Here is a 17,688-nt window from a genome sequence, read left to right as displayed (position 1 = left end):
CCGCGAAGACCAGTTCGACGATTCCCCCGGCCAGGACTTCCGCTGGAACGGCGAACCATCGATCGACTTCCCCGACTACGGCGGCGTGCTGCACATCGCGCCGGCGGAAGAGGGCATAGACGCCGCCTGGCTGCGCAGCCAGTACCTCACCATCGAGTTCCGGCGCGGCGGCGAGCGCCTGAAACCGGCCGACAACCGCCCCACGCGCGCCCTCAAGTACCACTACCAGGCGCTGGGCATCCCGGCCTGGGAGCGCGGCCGCCTGCCGGTGGTGAAAACCCCGGGGCAATTGCTTTTTGCGGCCGGTATCGGCATGGACTGCCACCAAATGGGGCGGGGCGGCGGCGAACGTGTGGTTTTCCGCTGGGAAGCCAAATAAAATCCGGTACTGTGCCGAAATCGTATGTCCATATGCCAATACTGTATGACGTCATAACTTTTTTGGCTTGTCGTTTCGCACTGCAACATGTAGAGTAACAAGCCCTCCCTTTTATTCAATCTTCGAGCGGAAACATCACTGTTATGGCTTTAATCGTTCACAAATATGGCGGAACGTCGATGGGATCGACCGACCGCATCAAGAACGTCGCGCGCCGCGTCGCCAAATGGCACGACGCAGGACACCAGATTGTCGTGGTACCGTCGGCCATGTCCGGCGAGACCAACCGTCTGATCGCGCTGGCAAAGGAAATTCAAAACCCGCCCGACCCACGTGAACTGGACATGATCGCCTCCACCGGCGAGCAAGTGTCCGTGGGTCTGCTGTCGATGGCGCTGCAAGCCATTGGCAAGGACGCGGTTTCCTACGCTGGCTGGCAAGTGGCGATTAAAACCGACTCCGCCTTCACCAAGGCCCGCATCCAATCGATCGACGACGAGCGCGTGCGCAAAGACCTCGACGCCGGCAAGATCGTCATCATCACCGGCTTCCAGGGCGTGGACGACAACGACAACATCGCCACGCTGGGCCGCGGCGGTTCGGACACCTCGGCCGTGGCGATTGCCGCCGCGCTGAAGGCGGCCGAATGCCTGATCTACACCGACGTGGACGGCGTGTACACCACCGACCCGCGCGTGGTGTCGGAAGCGCGCCGCCTGAAGGCGATCACGTTCGAAGAAATGCTGGAACTGGCCTCGCTGGGCTCGAAAGTGCTGCAGACGCGCTCCGTCGAATTCGCGGGCAACTACCGCGTGCCGACGCGCGTCCTGTCGTCGCTGACCGATCCGCTGATGGATCTCGCCACCGAAGCCAACTCCGGCACCCTGATTTCGTTTGAGGAAGACACCAACATGGAACAAGCAGTCATCTCCGGCATCGCCTTCAACCGCGACGAAGCCAAAATCACCGTGCTGGGCGTGCCGGACCGTCCGGGCGTGGCCTACCACATCCTCGGCCCGGTGGCCGACGCCAATATCGAAGTGGACATGATCATACAGAATCAGTCCGTGGACGGTAAAACCGACTTCACCTTCACCGTGTCGCGCAACGACTACCAGAAGGCGATCGACGTGCTGGAAGGCCAGAAAGCCGAAATCGGCTACAGCACCCTGGTGGGCGACGCCAAGGTATCGAAGATCTCTGTGGTCGGCGTGGGCATGCGCTCGCACGTCGGCGTGGCCTCGCAGATGTTCCGCACCCTGTCCGAAGAGAACATCAACATCATGATGATCTCCACCTCCGAGATCAAGATTTCGGTCCTGATTGACGAAAAGTACATGGAACTGGCCGTACGTGCGCTGCACAAAGCGTTCGAGCTGGAAAAAGAGTAAAAAAGATGGCGCGTTTCCTTGACCAAAAGGGGAGCGGGCCATTAATATAGCGCTCGTCTGATCCGAAGCGGCAACGTGGAAGAGAAGCAAATAGTTGAGTAATCAGCTAGGAGACGTGGCCGAGTGGCCGAAGGCACATCCCTGCTAAGGATGCATACGGCTTATACCTGTATCGTGGGTTCGAATCCCACCGTCTCCGCCAGAACAACGAAAAAGGCCTCCCCTGCGGGAGGCTTTTTTCGTTATTCGGACGGAACGGTGGGATTCGAAGGGCTGGGCCTACCGGCCCAGCCCTCTCCGAATCGCCCATCTGCTGGCCCTGCGCGGCCAGCTCCGCGCGCCGCGGGCGCGCGCCGCACGCTGCCGAAGTCCCCCTACAAAGTCGTACTCTGCCCATTGCGATCCAGCTCAAACACCTTATGGCTGGCGAAGCACTCCTTCAGCCACTCAGCCGCCTTGCCCAGCGGCTGGCGCTTGGACCAGATCAGATCGACACCCACCAGCCAGTCCGTATGCGGATACGCCTGCGGACTGAGCTCCACCAATTCCCCCCGTTCGAGCTCCCCCAGGATCAGCTGGCGCGGCATGGAAGTCCAGCCCAGTCCGGCGCGCGTCATCTCCAGCAGGGCCAGGTAATTATCCACCTGCCAGTTGCTCGTCGCACTGAAGTACTCGCTGCTCGGCAGCGTGGTGCTGTGCGCACTGAAAACCAGATGGCGAAACGTGTGCAAGGTCTCAAAACTGACGCTGCGCTGGCGCGCCAATGGATGATCCCTGTGCACCACATGGGACAGGATCAACTTACCCATCTGCATGAAACCCAGTTCATGCCAGGTGTCGGGCTTGGCGAAGGCGATGCCGAGCTGCGCCTCGCCGCTCAGCACCATCTCGTGCACATCGCCATGCACCGGATTGCGGATGTCGAGGTCGACAAAAAGGAACTGCCCGGCAAACGCCCTGAGCGGTTCGATTAGCTTGCGGTAGGGAATCTCGATCGCCAGCGTAATGCGCGGCTCCAGCACATTGCTCAGGCTATTTGCATGGGCTCCCAGCTCGCGGCAGCGCTCCAGTATGGTCTCGGCCTCGGCCAGCAGCTTGACGCCGGCTGCCGTCAGCGTCGGAATCTTGCTGCTGCGATCAAACAGCTCCACCCGCAGATCCACTTCCAGGTTGGCGATGGCCACGCTGACGGTGGACTGGGTCTTGCCCAGCTTGCGGCCGGCGGCGGAAAACGATCCGGCCTGCGCGACGACGGCGAACGTTTCCAGCTGTTCCAGGGTGTAGCGCATCACGTTCTCCACATCTCTCGGGCGGCAGGTGTTCCTTGCCGGCGATGATTGTAAGACAGCTGCACGCCCGCCGGGCGATTTATCCGATCCATTGAGAAAAGCGATGGTTCCTCATTTCAGGCCGCTTGCCGGCATGCGCCATGATAGCCACACCAATCAACTCAAGAGGATTTATAGATGAATCAAGCGACATTGCGCGACCAGGCGCAAGCCATGCGGACCTTGCCCAAGGCGGAGGTCCATGTGCATCTGGAAGGCTGTTTTGAAGCGGACACATTGGCCGCCTGGGCCAGGCAGTCCGGCACGCCCTTGCCGCGGCCGCCTGAGCGGCTGTTCCAGTTCGACGGCCTGGCCGATTTTCTGCAGTTTCTGGACTGGGCTTGCGGCCTGGCGGCGACGCCCGACCGGCTCGCCGAGCTGAGCTATCAATATTGCGGGCGCTTGGCGGCCAACGGCGGCGGCTATGCGGACATGATCGTCAACCCCACCCACTGGCATGCATGGCACGGACGGCTGGGCGCCATGCTCGACGCCATCGATGCCGGCTTCACGGCGGCCGAACAGGATGGCCTGCCGCCCGTGGGCCTGTGTATCAGCCTGCTGCGCACGCAGACGGCGCAGCAGGCCGCCGAGCTGGTGGACGCCTTGATCGATCTGCGCCATCCCCGGGTCGTCGCCTTGTCCATCGACGGCAACGAAGCGGCGGCGGGCCGCACCGGACCACGCTTTGCCGAGGCCTTCCGCCGCGCCGGCGCGGCGGGGCTGCGCCGCACTGTCCACGCCGGCGAGTCCAGCGGGCCAGACGGCGTGCGCGACGCCATCACCTTGCTGGGGGCGGACCGCATCGACCACGGCGTGCGCGCGATTGACGACCCGTCCCTTGTCGCCTTGCTTGCCGAGCGCCAGATCGCGCTGGGCGTGTGCCCGACCTCCAACCTGGTACTGGGCGTCTATCCCTCCATCGAGGCGCACCCGGTGGAACTGCTGCGGCAAGTGGTGTTGCGCCAGCCGGTCGAGCAGGCCGGCGTTGCGGCCACAGCAGCCAGCGCATACACGCGCTTGTTGTCCTTGCCCGCCTTCGAAACAGTAGCCATATCGATTCCTCCCTATTTGCGATGGCCCATGATGCGCTATCCTCGCCTGGGCCGGCGCAGGAATGCCGCATTGCAGCAAAAGCGCCTGGTGCAGCCCGCGATTTTGCAAACAATCACCTTTTTGACGAATGCAGCGCGGCGGCGCGCATTAGGATGACGGGCGAACGTTCCGATAACATGCAGGAGTACATCTTGGCCCAGACGAAACATGCCCGCCGCCGTGCAGCCCAGCCGCGCGCCCTCTACCTCGGCAAGCTGGCCGCCGCAGTCGCTGTCGCCTGCGGCGCGCTGGCCGGCGCCGCGCTGGCGCAGGAGCTGGGCATCCCGCAAGCATCCGACAGCGCGCGGCAGGCAGCCAAGGGCAAGCCGGGCGCGGCGCAGAACCAGGCGGTGTACCTGATGTCCAGCTTCACGGCCAGCGCGCCCAACGCGCTCAGCGTGTTCTCGTCCGCCGACGGTGCGACCTTCGCCACGCTCGCCTCGGAAACCTATATCGCGGACCAGCGCCTGCTGCGCGACCCGTCCATCATCCGCCACACGGACGGCTACTACTATGTGGTCCACACCAGCGGCGAGCATGGCGCCAGCTTCGGCGTCGCGCGCTCGAAGGACCTGAAAACCTGGCAGCCCGTGCGCGAGGCGGAAGTCAGGCTGCCCGGCGTGGCCAGCACCCGCGCGCCTGAATGGTTGCGCGACAAGGACGGCAGCCTGAAAGTGGTGGTCTCGCTGTCGCTGGGCGGCGCCGGCTTCGCCCCCTACGTCCTGGACCCGGACGCCGGCTTCAGCCAGTGGTCCGCACCCAAGCCGCTGGCGGGCCTGCAAGGCTACCTCGACACCTTCGTCGTCGCGGCGGACAAGGGTTACGCCGCCTTCATCCGCAACCAGCAGAGCGGCTACATTGAAGTGGCCACCGCCGCGTCGCTGGCCGGCCCCTGGACGGTGGAGAAAAAGGGCGACTGGGCCGGCTGGGGCGCGGGCCGCGAAGGCCAGGCGCTGGTCAGGCTGCCGGACGGCGGCTGGCGCATCTACTTCGGCGACCAGCAAGGCAAGCACGCCTGGTACTCGGACGGCGACAGCAATCTCGCCAACTGGACGCCGAAACAGGAAGTGGGCGGCGTCTCGGGCGTGGCGCGCCACTTCACCGTGCTGGCCGAAGATCCGAAAATCTACGCCGAAGCCACCAAACCCAAAGGCCAGCCGAAGAAGATTGCCTGGGACGAGCACTCGCTGACGGTGGACGGCAAGCGCGTCGTGGTCTGGTCCGGCGAAGTGCATCCCTTCCGCCTGCCCAACCCCTCGCTGTGGCGCGACGTGATCCAGAAGATGAAGGCATCCGGCTTCAACGGCGTGGCCTTCTACTTCGACTGGGGCTATCACTCGTCCGCCCCCGGCGCCTACGACTTCTCCGGCGTGCGCAACGTGGAGCGCGCGCTGCAGATCGCCGAGGAGGAGGGCATGTACATCATCGCCCGCACCGGTCCCTACGTGAACGCCGAGCTGACCGGCGGCGGCTACCCCGGCTGGATGTTCCGCAACCGCGCCGAAGCGCGCACCGACGACCCGGTCTACACCGCCGCCACCGACGAGTGGATGACGCAGATTAACGCCATCATCGCGCGCCACCAGGCCACCACCGGCGGCGGCAACGTCATCGCCTACCAGCTGGAAAACGAGCTGGGCAAGGTCGAGCCCAAGCATGTGCGCCACATGGAGCACCTGGCGCAGAAAGCGCGCGCCGACGGCATCACCGTGCCGTTCTTCCACAACGCCGCCGGCCGCTTGCCCGACTGGGCGCCGAAAGGCTCGGCCGCGCCATGGGCCAACCTGGGGCCGACCGATTTGTACGCCTTCGACGGCTACCCCGGCGGCACCTGCAACGTGTTCGCCGATCCGTCCGGCCCCAACAAGGCGCCCGACTGGGGCATGTACGGCAAGCCCGGCCTTAAAGCCGGCGCGCTGACTTCGCCGAAAACGCCGGGCTTCGCCGCCGAACTGGGCGGCGGCTGGTTCGATTACTGGGGCTCGAACGGCACCTACAACTGCACCGCGCAGCGCCAGGGCAAGGGCTACCAGCGCGTGTTCTACGGCACCAACCTGATCAACCGTATCACCATCCACAACATCTACATGACCTTCGGCGGAACCTCGTGGGGCTGGCTCGCCGGGCCTGTGGTGTACACGTCCTATGACTACGGCGCGGCCATCTCGGAGGATCGCGGCCTGCGCGAGAAAGCCTACGCGCTCAAGCAGCAGGGCATGTTCGTGCAGGCGGCCGAGCAGGCGCTGGCCGAAATGGACAAGGGGCCGGAACTGGCAACCAGCAACGCCAGGCTCAAGGTCTACCACAACGTCAACCCGAAACTGGGCACGCATATCCTGTTCGCCGTGCACAACCCGTCCGACGCGCTGACCGACGACCACACCACCTTCGCGCTGGCCACCAGGGACGGCACCTACCAGGTCCCGGTGCGCATCAACGGCCAGGACGGCAAGCTGCTGCTGGCTTCCTACGCCATGGAACGGCAGCACCTGGTGTACTCCAGCTCCGAACTCCAGACCCACTTCCAGGACGGCCAGCGCGACATCGTGCTGCTGCACGGCCGCGACAAGGAAGAGGGCGAGACCGTGCTGCGCTACGCATCGGCGCCCAAGGTGGAAGTCCTGTCCGGCACTGTCGCGTCCGCATTCGACGCCGCCAAGGGCGACCTCAAGCTGAACTACACGCACGACGGCCTGGCGCGCGTACGCATCAGCGGCGGCGGCCGCGCGCCCATGCTGCTGTTGCTGGCGGACGAGAAAACCAGCTTCCATATGTGGCGCCGGGAAACTCGACATGGCGTGATGCCGGACCTGACCCCGGGGGAGGGGGCGGTGCTGGTGTGGACGCCGGCGCTGGTGCGCTCGGCGAAAATGGACAACGGCAAGCTGGCGCTGACCGGCGATACCAGCGAGGATTCGGCGCTGGAGATATGGGGCGCGTCCGCAGCGGCCGTCACCTTCAACGGCGAGGCGCTGAGCGTGGCGCCGCAGCCGGACGGCAGCGTCAGGACCGGCATCGTCAAGGGACCGGACAAGATCGTGTTGCCGGACCTGGCCGCGCAGAAGTGGACGCGCCGCATGGACAGCCCGGAAGCGCAGCCGGGCTTCGATGACAGCCAGTGGGCCAGGGCCGACCACCGCGCTTCCGCTGCGCAGACGTGGACCACGCCTGAGCGCGGCCAGCCCACGTTGAGCATGAGCGACTACGGCTTCCACCACGGCGACGTGTGGTATCGCGGCCGCGCCAAAGTGGGCAGCCAGAAGGCCAACCAGCTGGAGCTGTTCTACGGCGCCGGCGGGGCGGGCATGATACAGGTCTGGGTGGACGGCAAGTTCGTCGGGCAGGATGAGATGGATACCGGCCGCCAGTTCCCGGAAACCACCGACAGCGTGAAGTTCAAGCTGGCGGACCTGAAGCCGGGCGAGCACACCATCTCGGTCATGGTGCGCAATAACTCGCACAACTGGAACCTGATGGCGGATGACTACCACCGCGAAGCGCGCGGCCTGATCTCGGCTTCGCTCACCTCGCGCGGCGGTAACCGCTTCGCCGTGCCGATCGAATGGCGCATCCAGGGCAACCAGGGCGGGGAGGCGATTGCCGACGTGGTGCGCGGGCCGATGAACAACGGCGGCCTGTATGGCGAGCGCCAGGGCTGGCACCTGCCGGGCCAGCAGGCCGGATGGCAAGCCGCCAGGGCCACCGACGCGCCGCCGGCGCCCGGCACCTACTGGCTGCGCACCAGCTTCGACCTGAAGCTGCCCAAGGACCACGACGTGCAGCTCGGCCTGGCCTTCGGCGACACGGGCAAGCCGCGCTCGGAGCGCAGCAACCGTGCGCTGATCTTCGTGAACGGCTGGAACATGGGCCAGTTCGCCGCCAATATCGGCCCGCAGCGCACCTTCGTCATCCCGCCCGGTATCCTGAACCCGAACGGCAACAACACCATCGCGCTGGCGGTGACCACGGACGGCAAGGCGGAAAACGCGCTGGAGCCGGTCAAGCTGGTGAATCTGCGCACTGCGCGCGGCGGCGTGCCGCTGGAGATCATGCCGATGAAGTAAGCGCAAAATGTGCGCGAAATGCGTCTGGAGTGAATAGGTTGTGCGCAGACAACCTGTTTTCATATGCATTTCGCGCAGATAGTGCGCAGTCCGGCCAATATAATTTCATGCATATCGCCACACTTCTGGAGCATGAAATGTCTGATCTGTTTGAAAACCCGATGGGCCTGGATGGTTTCGAATTCGTCGAATTCGCGTCGCCTACGCCGAACCAGCTGGAACCCGTGTTCGAGATGCTGGGTTTTACCCGCGTGGCCGAGCACCGCTCCAAGAAGGTGACCCTGTACCGCCAGGGCGATATCAACTTCATCATCAACAATGAACCCAACAGCGCGGCGGCGTACTTCGCCGCCGAGCACGGCCCGTCGGCCTGCGGCATGGCCTTCCGCGTCAAGGACGCGCAGGCCGCCTACGCGCGCGTGCTGGCGCTGGGCGCGCAGCCGATGGACATCCCCACCGGCCCGATGGAACTGCGCCTGCCCGCGATCAAGGGCATCGGCGGCGCGCCGCTGTACCTGATCGACCGCTACGACGACGGCCTGTCCATCTACGATATCGATTTCAAATTCATCGACGGCGTGGACCGCCACCCGGTCGGCCACGGCCTGAAGCTGATCGACCACCTGACCCACAACGTGTATCGCGGCCGCATGAGCTACTGGGCCGGCTTCTACGAGAAGCTGTTCAACTTCCGCGAAATCCGCTATTTCGACATCAAGGGCGAATACACCGGCCTGACCTCGCGCGCGATGACTGCGCCGGACGGCAAGATCCGCATTCCGCTGAACGAAGAAGCGTCCGGCGGCGGCGGCCAGATCGAGGAATTCCTGATGCAGTTCAACGGCGAGGGCATCCAGCACATCGCGCTGCTGAGCGACGACGTGGTGGCCAGCGTGGACAAGCTGCGCGAAGCCGGCGTGCCGCTGATGACCGCGCCGCCTGCGACTTACTATGACATGCTGTCCGAGCGCCTGCCTAACCACGGCGAAGACGCGGCGCAGCTGCAGATGCGCGGCATCCTGATGGACGGCACCACCGGCGAAGGCGGCCGCCGCCTGCTGCTGCAGATTTTCTCGCAAACCCTGCTCGGTCCTGTATTCTTTGAGTTCATCCAGCGCAAGGGCGACGATGGCTTCGGCGAAGGCAACTTCAAGGCGCTGTTCGAGTCCATCGAGCGCGACCAGCTGCAGCGCGGCGTTATCAAGGCCTGAAGAGAAAAATCATGTTCAAGCACGTTGAGCCCTATCCGGGCGACCCTATCCTGACGCTGAACGAGCAGTTCGGCGCCGACACCCGTCCCGGCAAAGTCAACCTGAGCATCGGTGTGTACCTGACCGAGGCGGGCAAGCTGCCCGCCATGCGCTCGGTACTGGCCGCCGAGGCGGCATTGGCGCAAGTGGCCGGTGCGCGTCCGTACCTGCCGATGGAAGGCAGCGCGGTGTACCGCCACGCGGTGCGCGAGCTCACCTTCGGCAAGGACTTCGCCGGCATCGACCGCATCGCCACCGCGCAAACGCTGGGCGGCTCCGGCGCGCTGAAAGTGGGCGCGGACTTCATCGCCCGCTATTTCCCGCAGGCGCGCGTTTGGGCCAGCGATCCCACCTGGGACAACCACCACAGCATCTTCGCCGGCGCCGGCCTCACGGTGGAAAAGTATCCCTACTACGACGCGGCCACCAGCCAGGTCAACTTTCCGGCCATGCTGGCCGCGCTGGAAGCGCTGCCGGCCGGCGACGTGGTGCTGCTGCACGCCTGCTGCCACAACCCCACCGGCGCCGACCTGGACGACGCGCAGTGGCGCGAGCTGGCGCAGCTGGTCAAGCGGCGCGGCCTGCTGCCGTTCTTCGACATGGCCTACCAGGGCTTCGGCCGCGGCGTGGAAGAAGATGCGTACGCCATCCGCCACTTCGCCGAGCAGGGCATCGCGCTGTTCGCCGCCACCTCGTTCTCCAAGAACTTCTCGCTGTACGGAGAGCGCTGCGGCTCGCTGAGCATCGTGTGCGGCGACGCGCAGCAGGCCGGCAACGTGCTGGGGCAGCTGAAAGCCACCATCCGGCGCAACTACTCCAGCCCGCCCACCCACGGCGCGCGCATCATCGAGCGCATCCTGACGGACGCCGACCTGCGCGCCGGCTGGCAGCAGGAACTTGACGGCATGCGCGTGCGCGTGGCCGCCATGCGCGCCGGCTTGCACGCCGCGCTGCGCGCATGCATGCCGGATGGCGACTTCAGCTACCTGAGCAAGCAAACCGGCATGTTCAGCTACACCGGCCTGTCGCCGCAGCAGGTGGCGGCGATGCGTGAAGAGTCGGCCGTGTACCTGGTCGGCACCGGCCGCCTGTGCCTGGCCGCGCTGACCACCGATACCGTGCCGGTGGTGGCGCAAGCCATGTCGAAAGTACTGCACGCGCGCTAAGCGCCGATGCGCGCGGGGCGCCGCAGCTTACAGCGCGGACGTCCCCAGCATGGCCAGCACCGCCGCAGCCATCACGGTGGTGCAGGTCCATCCCAGCCAGCGCAGGGGACGCGAGATCACCAGCCCGCCCATGACGGAGGTGCGCGACGCCAGCAGCATCAGCACCGCCATTACCGGCACCGCGATCACCCCATTGATCACGGCGCTCCAGTACAGCGCCTGTATCGGGTCGATCTTCGTGAAGCACAGCGCCGTGCCGCCCACGGTGGCGGCGATGATGATCGCGTAAAACTTCTTCGCGTCCGGGTAGGGCAGCTCCAGGCTGTTCTTCCAGTGCATGGTGCCCGCGATGGCATAGGCGGCGGACCCCGCCAGCACCGGCACGGCCAGCAGGCCGGTGCCGATAATCCCGACCGCAAACAGCGTGAACGCGAAATTCCCCGCGATAGGCCGTAGCGCCGATGCCGCCTGAGCAGACGACTCGATATGCGTAATGCCGTGCGCCCCCAGCGTGGCGGCAGTGGTCAGCATGATGAACAGCGCCACCAGGTTGGAAAAGCCCATGCCCACTACCGTATCGATCTTGATGCGCCGCAGTTGCTCCGGCGCCTGCGAGCGCGCGTGCTTGAGCGCCTGCGCATGCGGATCGGCGCGCAAATCCTCCACCTCCTGCGAAGCCTGCCAGAAGAACAGATAGGGGCTGATGGTGGTGCCGAAGATGGCCACCATGGTCGTGATGTAGGCCTTGTCCCAGCTCAGCTGCGGCCACGCCATCGACTTGGCCACCTGCAGCCAGGGCAGCTTGAGCATGAGCGCCGTCGCCACGTAGGCCAGCAAGGCCAGCGTCAGCCACTTCAGTACTTTCACATAGCGCTGATAAGGCAGCGTCACCTGCAGCACCACCGACAGCAGGCCGGCGCCTGCCGCATACCAGTGCGCGCGGCCGCCCGCGATCAGGCGCACCGCATCGCCCATGGCCGCGATATCGGCGGCGATATTGATCACATTCGCCACCAGCAGCAGCGAGACGATGGAGTACAGCAGCCAGGGCGGAAAATGGCGGCGGATATTCGTCGCCAGGCCATGCCCGCTGACGCGGCCGATCTGCGCGCTGATCAGCTGTATGCCCACCATCAGCGGGAACGTCAGCACCATGGTCCAGGTCATGCCATAGCCGAACTGCGCGCCGGCCTGCGAATAGGTCGCGATCCCGCTCGGATCGTCATCCGCCGCGCCGGTCACCAGGCCCGGCCCCAGCTTGGCGAGCCAGCTGCCCGAGTCGGACGGGGCAGGGCTGTGTTCGGTCGTTGCTGCTTGATCGCTGGCGGACATAAGAGGCTCCTTAGTTCACAGCAGCTTACGCCGGGCTCGGGCGGAGAACAGTTATATTCCCCACATAAAGGACCCTTGACCAAACAGAAACGTGCCATTACTATAGCGCTCGTCCGAACCGGAGCGGCGACGCAAAGGAGAGGCAAAAGTTGAGTGATCAGCTAGGAGACGTGGCCGAGTGGCCGAAGGCACTTCCCTGCTAAGGAAGCATACGGGCAAAACCTGTATCGTGGGTTCGAATCCCACCGTCTCCGCCAGAACAAAGAAAAACGGGCTCCCCTGCGGGAGCCCGTTTTTCTTTGTTCGGACGGAAGACGGTGGGATTCGAAGGGCTGGGCCTACCGGCCCAGCCCTCTCCGAATCGCCCAACTGCTGGCCGCTGCGCGGCCAGCCCCGCGCGCCGAGGGCGCGCGCTGCGGCTCCGATCGAAGCCGATAGAAAGAGCCGCGTTACACGCGCTCAATCAAAATCGCCACCCCCTGCCCAACCCCAATACACATCGTACACAACGCATACCGCCCGCCGCTGCGCTGCAACTGATAAGTCGCCGTGGTCACCAACCGCGCCCCGCTCATCCCCAGCGGATGCCCCAGCGCGATCGCCCCTCCATACGGATTCACGCGCGTATCATCATCCCGCAGCCCCAGCTCCCGCAGCACCGCCAGCCCCTGCGCCGCAAACGCCTCATTCAGCTCAATCAAATCCATCTGCTCCAAGGTCAGCCCGGTCTGCCGCAACAGCTTGCGCACCGCCGGCACCGGCCCTATCCCCATCACGCGCGGCGCCACGCCGGCGGTCGCCATGCCCACCACCCGCGCCAGCGGCGTCAGCCCGTGCTGCCGCGCCGCCTCCGCGCTCGCCAGCAGCAGCGCGCAGGCGCCATCATTGATGCCCGACGCATTCCCCGCCGTCACGCTCCCATCCGCCCTGACCACGCCCTTCAGCTTGGCCAGCGCCTCCAGCGTGGTCGCGCGCGGATGCTCATCCCGGCTGAATACGACGGGATCGCCTTTCTTGACAGGCAGCGTCACCGGCACAATCTCCCGCTCAAAAATGCCCTCGGCGATGGCCGCTGCCGCCTTGTTCTGGCTCGCCAGCGCAAACGCATCCTGGTCCGCGCGGCTGATGCCATAGTCCTGCGCCACGTTCTCCGCCGTCTCCGGCATGGTCTCCACGCCGTAGGCTTCCTTGAGCGCCTTGTTAATAAAGCGCCAGCCCATGGTCGTATCCTGCAGCGACGCACTGCGGCTGAACGCCGAATCGGCCTTGCCCATGACGAAAGGCGCGCGCGTCATCGACTCCACGCCGCCGGCAATCATCAGGCTGGCCGCGCCGGCCTGGATCGCGCGCGCCGCCGTGCCCACTGCATCCATGCCCGAGCCGCACAGCCGGTTGACGGTGGTCCCCGGCACTGCGGCAGGCAGTCCCGCCAACAGCGACGACATGCGCGCCACATTGCGGTTATCTTCGCCAGCCTGGTTGGCGCAGCCATAGATCACGTCGTCCACCTCATCCCACGGCAGGTCCGGATGGCGGCGCATCAGTTCACGCAGCGGGATCGCGCCCAGATCGTCGGCGCGCACGTCCTTCAGCGCGCCGCCGTAGCGGCCGATCGGGGTGCGCACCGCGTCGCAGATGTATGCATCGATCATGCTGGTCTCCTTTATTCGCCTTGCAGCAGCGGCGCGGCCGTTGCTGCCTGCAGTTCATCAAAGCTCAGGCCCGGCGCCATCTCCAGCACGCGCAAGCCCTGCGGGGTCACGTCCAGCAAAGCCAGGTCGGTATAGATGCGGTTCACGCAACCCACGCCCGTCAGCGGATAGCTGCACTGGGCCACGATCTTGCTCTCGCCAGTCTTGGTCTGGTGGTCCATCATCACGAACACCTGCTTGGCGCCGATCGCCAGGTCCATGGCGCCGCCGACGGCCGGAATCGCGTCCGGCGCGCCGGTGTGCCAGTTGGCCAGGTCGCCATTGGCCGCCACCTGGAACGCGCCCAGCACGCAGATGTCGAGGTGGCCGCCGCGCATCGTCGCGAACGAGTCTCCGTGGTGGAAGTAGGCGCCGCCGGTCAGCAAGGTGACCGGCTGCTTGCCGGCGTTGATCAGGTCCTCGTCTTCCTCGCCGGCGGCGGGCGCCGGCCCCATGCCCAGCAGGCCGTTCTCGCTGTGCAGGAACACCTCGCGCTCGGCGGGCAGGTAGTTGGCCACCTTGGTCGGCAGGCCGATGCCCAGGTTCACGTAGGCGCCTTCGGGAATGTCCTGCGCCACGCGGGCGGCGATCTGGTCGCGGCTGTAACGGTTCATCATGCGGCCTCCTTCACCACGCGCTGGACGAAAATGCCGGGCGTGATAATCACTTCGGGATCGAGTTCACCCAGCGCCACCACGTCGCGCACCTGGGCGATGGTGGTCTTGGCGGCCATCGCCATGATGGGGCCGAAATTGCGGGCGGCCTTGCGGTACACCAGGTTGCCCCAGCGGTCGCCGCGCAGCGCCTTGATCAGCGCGAAGTCCGCGTGGATGGGCGACTCCAGCACATACATACGGCCATTGATTTCGCGGGTCTCCTTGCCGTCTGCCAGCAGGGTGCCGTAGCCGGTGGGCGAGAAGAAGCCGCCGATGCCGGCGCCTGCGGCGCGGATGCGCTCGGCCAGGTTGCCTTGCGGGGTCAGTTCCAGTTCCACCTTGCCGGCGCGGTACAGGGCGTCGAAATGGTGCGAGTCGGCCTGGCGCGGGAAGGAGCAGATGATCTTGCGCACGCGGCCTGCAGCCAGCAGCGCGGCCAGGCCGGTGTCGCCGTTGCCGGCGTTGTTGTTGACGATGGTGAGTTCGCGCGCGCCTTGTTCGATCAGTGCGTCGATCAGCGCCGAGGGCATGCCGGCGTTGCCGAAGCCGCCTATCATCACCGTTGCGCCGTCGCCGATGTCGGCCACCGCGGCCTGCAGCGAGGGGGAGATTTTGTTAATCACGATATGCTTTCCAGCGGCCGGGCGCCGCGCTTGTGAGTCCATGCTGGTGTGCGATAATCGAACAGCCAGCCGAATTTGCTACCAGTTCAGTGTATCCAGCCCCCATTTGCGGGGCAACCGGCTGGGAACGAAGCTGTGCGGTAATCGAACGACTTTTCAAGGAGCGTGCTGCATGCCGAAAACCCCCGCCAGCCTGGAAGCGCCCGAGCGCGTCAGCGAGTCCGAGGAAATCGATGCGCTGACCAGTCCCGATTTCATGACATCGCTGGCGCGCGGCCTGGCCGTGCTGCGCGCCTTCAGCGACCAGCGCCGCAGCCTGACCATTGCCCAGATCAGCCACCGCACCGGCATCTCGCGCGCGGCCGTGCGGCGCTGCCTGCATACGCTGTGCGCGCTGGGCTACGCGGAGGCGGACGGCAACCAGTTCACGCTGCAGTCCAAGGTGCTGACGCTGGGTTACTCCTATCTGTCGTCCACGCCGCTGACGGTATCGACCGCGCCCTATCTGAACCGCATCAGCCGCACGCTGAACGAGTCATGCTCGCTGGCGGTGCTGCAGGAAGACGAGATCCTGTACGTGGCCCGTTCGGCCACCTCGCGCATCATGTCGGTGTCGCTCAACACAGGCAGCCGGCTGCCGGCCTATTGCACTTCGCTGGGCAGGGTGATGCTGGCGCAGCTGGCGCCGGAGGAGTTGGACGCCTACCTGGCGCGCGTGAAGCTGAAGGCCTACACGGACAAGACGGTGGTGTCGGCCGCGCGGCTGCGCACCATCCTCGACGAAGTGCGCGGCGCGGGCTACGCATTGAACGACCAGGAACTGGAAGAGGGCCTGCGCTCGCTGGCGGTGCCGGTGCGCGGCGCGTCCGGCAATGTGCTGGCGGCGCTGAACGTGGGCGTGCAGGCCAGCCGCGTGAGCGCGGCCAGGATGATAAAAGACTTCCTGCCGGTGCTGCAGGAAGGCGCGCGCGAACTGTCGGTACTGCTGCCGTAGTGCCGCCTTGGCGGCCCGCAGCGCAATCAGACGACCTCATCCATCAAGTTCGGCTATCATACCGCCCGGTCCGCAATATCACCGCAGCTTGTCTTGCGTGTAGAAGCATTGTAGGAAAATAAACGCAAGCAAGGGATGGGAATGAACGGAGCAGCACCTGCACAATTTGGCCTGATCAACCTATTGAAGGCATGCGCTGCGCAATTGATTGTGCTGCACCACCTGGCCTTCTACGGCCCCATGTCCGACCACGTGCGCGCGCTGGCGCCCGAACTGATGGCCTGGCTCACCGACCATGCGCGCATCGCCGTGCAGGTGTTCCTGGTCGCCGGCGGCTTCCTGGCCGCCAAATCGCTGTCGCCCGCCGGCCGTCCCGGCCTGGCTGCGCCGCTGCATACCATCTGGCGCCGCTACGCCAAGCTGGCCCCGCCGTTCCTGGCCGCCACGCTGCTGGCCGCCGGCGCCAACGCGCTGGCCGGCGCCTGGATGACGCACGACTCCATCTCCGCCGCACCCACCTTCGGCCAACTGAGCGCACACGCGCTGCTGCTGCACGGCGTGCTGGGTTACGAATCCCTGTCGGCAGGCGCATGGTACGTGGCCATCGACTTCCAGCTCTACGCCGGCATGGTGCTGCTGCTGTGGCTCTCCGGCCGCCTGGCAATCGACGGCCTGCGTACCTGGCTGATGCCCGCCGTGATGCTGGCCACCGTCAGCAGCTCCCTGTTCTACTTCAACCTCGACAGCGATTGGGACAACTGGGCGCCATACTTCTTCGGCAGCTACGGCCTCGGCGTGCTGGCCTGGTGGGCCAGCGACGCCAAGCGCAAGCCGGGGGCGGTGGCCCTGCTGCTGGCGATACTGGTGCTGCCCACCTTGGCCGCGCTGGTGCTGGACTTCCGTATCCGCATCGCCGTCGCGCTGGCTGTGGCCTGCGTGCTGTTCGCCTTCGGCCGCGCCAGGCTGTCCGCCGACGCGGGGCGCGCCTGGCAGGCTGTGAACGCGCTGGCGCGGACCTCGTACTCGGTGTTCCTGATACACTTCCCGGTCTGCCTGATCGTGAACGCGGCCTTCACCCGCTACGCGCCGGCTGAACCGTACTGGCAGGCGGCGGGCATGGCCATCGCATGGAGCGCCAGCCTTGCGGCGGGCGCCTTGTTCCACCGCTGGGTGGAAGTGCCGCTGTCCGGCTTCGTTACGCGTATTGCGCAGCACGTCGGCGCGCGTCCCGTGGCGGCCTAAAGACAAAGGAAAACATCCGTGCCCTGGGACTACCCGCAAGCCTACACCTTACCGCTGCAGCCGCAAGAGCAGGACATCGACGGCCTGCAGCACACCAACAACGCCGTCTACGTGCGCTGGTGCGAGGCGATAGGCTGGTCCCACTCCGAAGCCCTGGGGCTGGCGCTGGCAGACTACCACCGTCTCGACCGCGCCATGGCCATCCGCAGCGCCTCCTACGACTACCTGCAAGCCACGCGCCTCGGCGAGCCGCTCACGCTGGCCACCTGGCTGACTGCCAGCGACGGCAAGATGACCATGGAGCGCCGCTTCCAGCTGATCCGCAACAGCGACCAGGCCACCGTGCTGCGCGGCCGCTGGGAGCTGATCTGCGTAGACATCAGCACCGGCCGCGCGCGCCGCTTCCCGCCCGAATTCAGCGCCATCTACCTGCCGGCCATGGTGGTCGCCGGCGCCGCGCAGTAAATGCCGGCCGAG

The 17,688-nt window shown here is 65.7% G+C and carries 15 protein-coding genes and 2 tRNA genes; 11 read left to right on the top strand and 6 right to left on the bottom strand.

Going from position 1 to position 17,688, the window contains the following annotated elements:
- Window positions 1-75: 75 nt before the first annotated feature.
- Entirely contained in the window at window positions 76-153 is a 78-nt protein-coding gene (locus ACFJI2_RS15685) for a hypothetical protein (protein ID WP_377705848.1), read from the bottom strand.
- Between ACFJI2_RS15685 and tilS the strand changes: the two genes are divergently transcribed.
- From tilS to ACFJI2_RS15670, 3 genes are all read left to right on the top strand, one after another.
- The gene (tilS, locus tag ACFJI2_RS15680; protein WP_377705847.1) at window positions 131-379 is read left to right on the top strand and encodes a tRNA lysidine(34) synthetase TilS; all 249 of its coding nucleotides are present in this window, start codon (window positions 131-133) and stop codon (window positions 377-379) included. The genes ACFJI2_RS15685 and tilS overlap by 23 nt on opposite strands.
- A gap of 143 nt (window positions 380-522) precedes the next feature.
- Window positions 523-1,770, top strand: a complete 1,248-nt coding sequence (locus ACFJI2_RS15675; RefSeq protein WP_107870271.1) for an aspartate kinase — start codon at window positions 523-525, stop codon at window positions 1,768-1,770.
- A gap of 109 nt (window positions 1,771-1,879) precedes the next feature.
- A tRNA-Ser gene (locus ACFJI2_RS15670) sits at window positions 1,880-1,972 on the top strand.
- A gap of 172 nt (window positions 1,973-2,144) precedes the next feature.
- Here the strand turns inward: ACFJI2_RS15670 and ACFJI2_RS15665 are convergent.
- Entirely contained in the window at window positions 2,145-3,059 is a 915-nt protein-coding gene (locus ACFJI2_RS15665) for a LysR family transcriptional regulator (RefSeq protein ID WP_377700872.1), read from the bottom strand.
- A gap of 177 nt (window positions 3,060-3,236) precedes the next feature.
- On the opposite strand from ACFJI2_RS15665, the gene ACFJI2_RS15660 reads away from it, so the two are divergent.
- The 4 genes from ACFJI2_RS15660 to ACFJI2_RS15645 all read left to right on the top strand — a co-directional run bounded on the left by ACFJI2_RS15660 (window position 3,237) and on the right by ACFJI2_RS15645 (window position 10,673).
- Window positions 3,237-4,310: an adenosine deaminase gene (locus ACFJI2_RS15660; RefSeq protein WP_377700871.1), complete on the top strand. Its 1,074-nt coding sequence runs from the start codon at window positions 3,237-3,239 to the stop codon at window positions 4,308-4,310.
- 35 nt (window positions 4,311-4,345) lie between these two features.
- Window positions 4,346-8,257, top strand: a complete 3,912-nt coding sequence (locus tag ACFJI2_RS15655) for a beta-galactosidase (protein WP_377700870.1) — start codon at window positions 4,346-4,348, stop codon at window positions 8,255-8,257.
- A gap of 137 nt (window positions 8,258-8,394) precedes the next feature.
- A complete protein-coding gene (gene hppD, locus ACFJI2_RS15650) occupies window positions 8,395-9,468 on the top strand; it encodes a 4-hydroxyphenylpyruvate dioxygenase (RefSeq protein ID WP_107870263.1) in 1,074 nt (357 codons plus the stop codon).
- Window positions 9,469-9,479: 11 nt separating this feature from the next.
- Window positions 9,480-10,673 (top strand): aromatic amino acid transaminase, encoded by a 1,194-nt coding sequence (locus ACFJI2_RS15645; RefSeq protein WP_377700869.1) that lies wholly within the window; start codon window positions 9,480-9,482, stop codon window positions 10,671-10,673.
- A 27-nt stretch (window positions 10,674-10,700) separates the two neighbouring features.
- On the opposite strand, the gene ACFJI2_RS15640 is transcribed toward ACFJI2_RS15645, so the two are convergent.
- The gene (locus ACFJI2_RS15640; RefSeq protein WP_377700868.1) at window positions 10,701-12,005 is read right to left on the bottom strand and encodes an NRAMP family divalent metal transporter; all 1,305 of its coding nucleotides are present in this window, start codon (window positions 12,003-12,005) and stop codon (window positions 10,701-10,703) included.
- A 164-nt stretch (window positions 12,006-12,169) separates the two neighbouring features.
- On the opposite strand from ACFJI2_RS15640, the gene ACFJI2_RS15635 reads away from it, so the two are divergent.
- Window positions 12,170-12,262, top strand: a tRNA-Ser gene (locus ACFJI2_RS15635).
- 192 nt (window positions 12,263-12,454) lie between these two features.
- Here the strand turns inward: ACFJI2_RS15635 and pcaF are convergent.
- Genes pcaF through ACFJI2_RS15620 form a run of 3 tightly spaced genes read right to left on the bottom strand, consistent with a single transcriptional unit; the run spans window position 12,455 to window position 14,975 of the window.
- Complete coding sequence (pcaF, locus tag ACFJI2_RS15630; protein ID WP_377700867.1) at window positions 12,455-13,657, bottom strand: 3-oxoadipyl-CoA thiolase; 1,203 nt, start codon at window positions 13,655-13,657, stop codon at window positions 12,455-12,457.
- Between the two features lie 11 nt (window positions 13,658-13,668).
- Window positions 13,669-14,310, bottom strand: coding sequence for a CoA transferase subunit B (locus tag ACFJI2_RS15625; RefSeq protein WP_377705846.1), 642 nt, complete (start codon window positions 14,308-14,310; stop codon window positions 13,669-13,671).
- The gene (locus ACFJI2_RS15620; RefSeq protein WP_132137528.1) at window positions 14,310-14,975 is read right to left on the bottom strand and encodes a 3-oxoacid CoA-transferase subunit A; all 666 of its coding nucleotides are present in this window, start codon (window positions 14,973-14,975) and stop codon (window positions 14,310-14,312) included. Before ACFJI2_RS15620 ends, ACFJI2_RS15625 begins: the two co-directional genes overlap by 1 nt.
- Before the next feature lie 172 nt (window positions 14,976-15,147).
- Here ACFJI2_RS15620 and ACFJI2_RS15615 point away from each other — a divergent pair, with 172 nt between their 5' ends.
- The 3 genes from ACFJI2_RS15615 to ACFJI2_RS15605 all read left to right on the top strand — a co-directional run bounded on the left by ACFJI2_RS15615 (window position 15,148) and on the right by ACFJI2_RS15605 (window position 17,676).
- Entirely contained in the window at window positions 15,148-15,969 is an 822-nt protein-coding gene (locus tag ACFJI2_RS15615) for an IclR family transcriptional regulator C-terminal domain-containing protein (RefSeq protein ID WP_377700866.1), read from the top strand.
- A 141-nt stretch (window positions 15,970-16,110) separates the two neighbouring features.
- A complete protein-coding gene (locus ACFJI2_RS15610; protein ID WP_377700865.1) occupies window positions 16,111-17,211 on the top strand; it encodes an acyltransferase family protein in 1,101 nt (366 codons plus the stop codon).
- Window positions 17,212-17,229: 18 nt separating this feature from the next.
- Entirely contained in the window at window positions 17,230-17,676 is a 447-nt protein-coding gene (locus ACFJI2_RS15605; protein WP_107870249.1) for a thioesterase family protein, read from the top strand.
- Window positions 17,677-17,688: the final 12 nt, after the last annotated feature.

The organism is Pseudoduganella sp. UC29_71 (assembly GCF_042693265.1).
Taxonomy (GTDB): domain Bacteria; phylum Pseudomonadota; class Gammaproteobacteria; order Burkholderiales; family Burkholderiaceae_D; genus Rugamonas.
The sequence above is the reverse complement of the archived record's forward strand: the minus strand, read 5'-3'. Positions and strand labels throughout refer to the sequence as shown.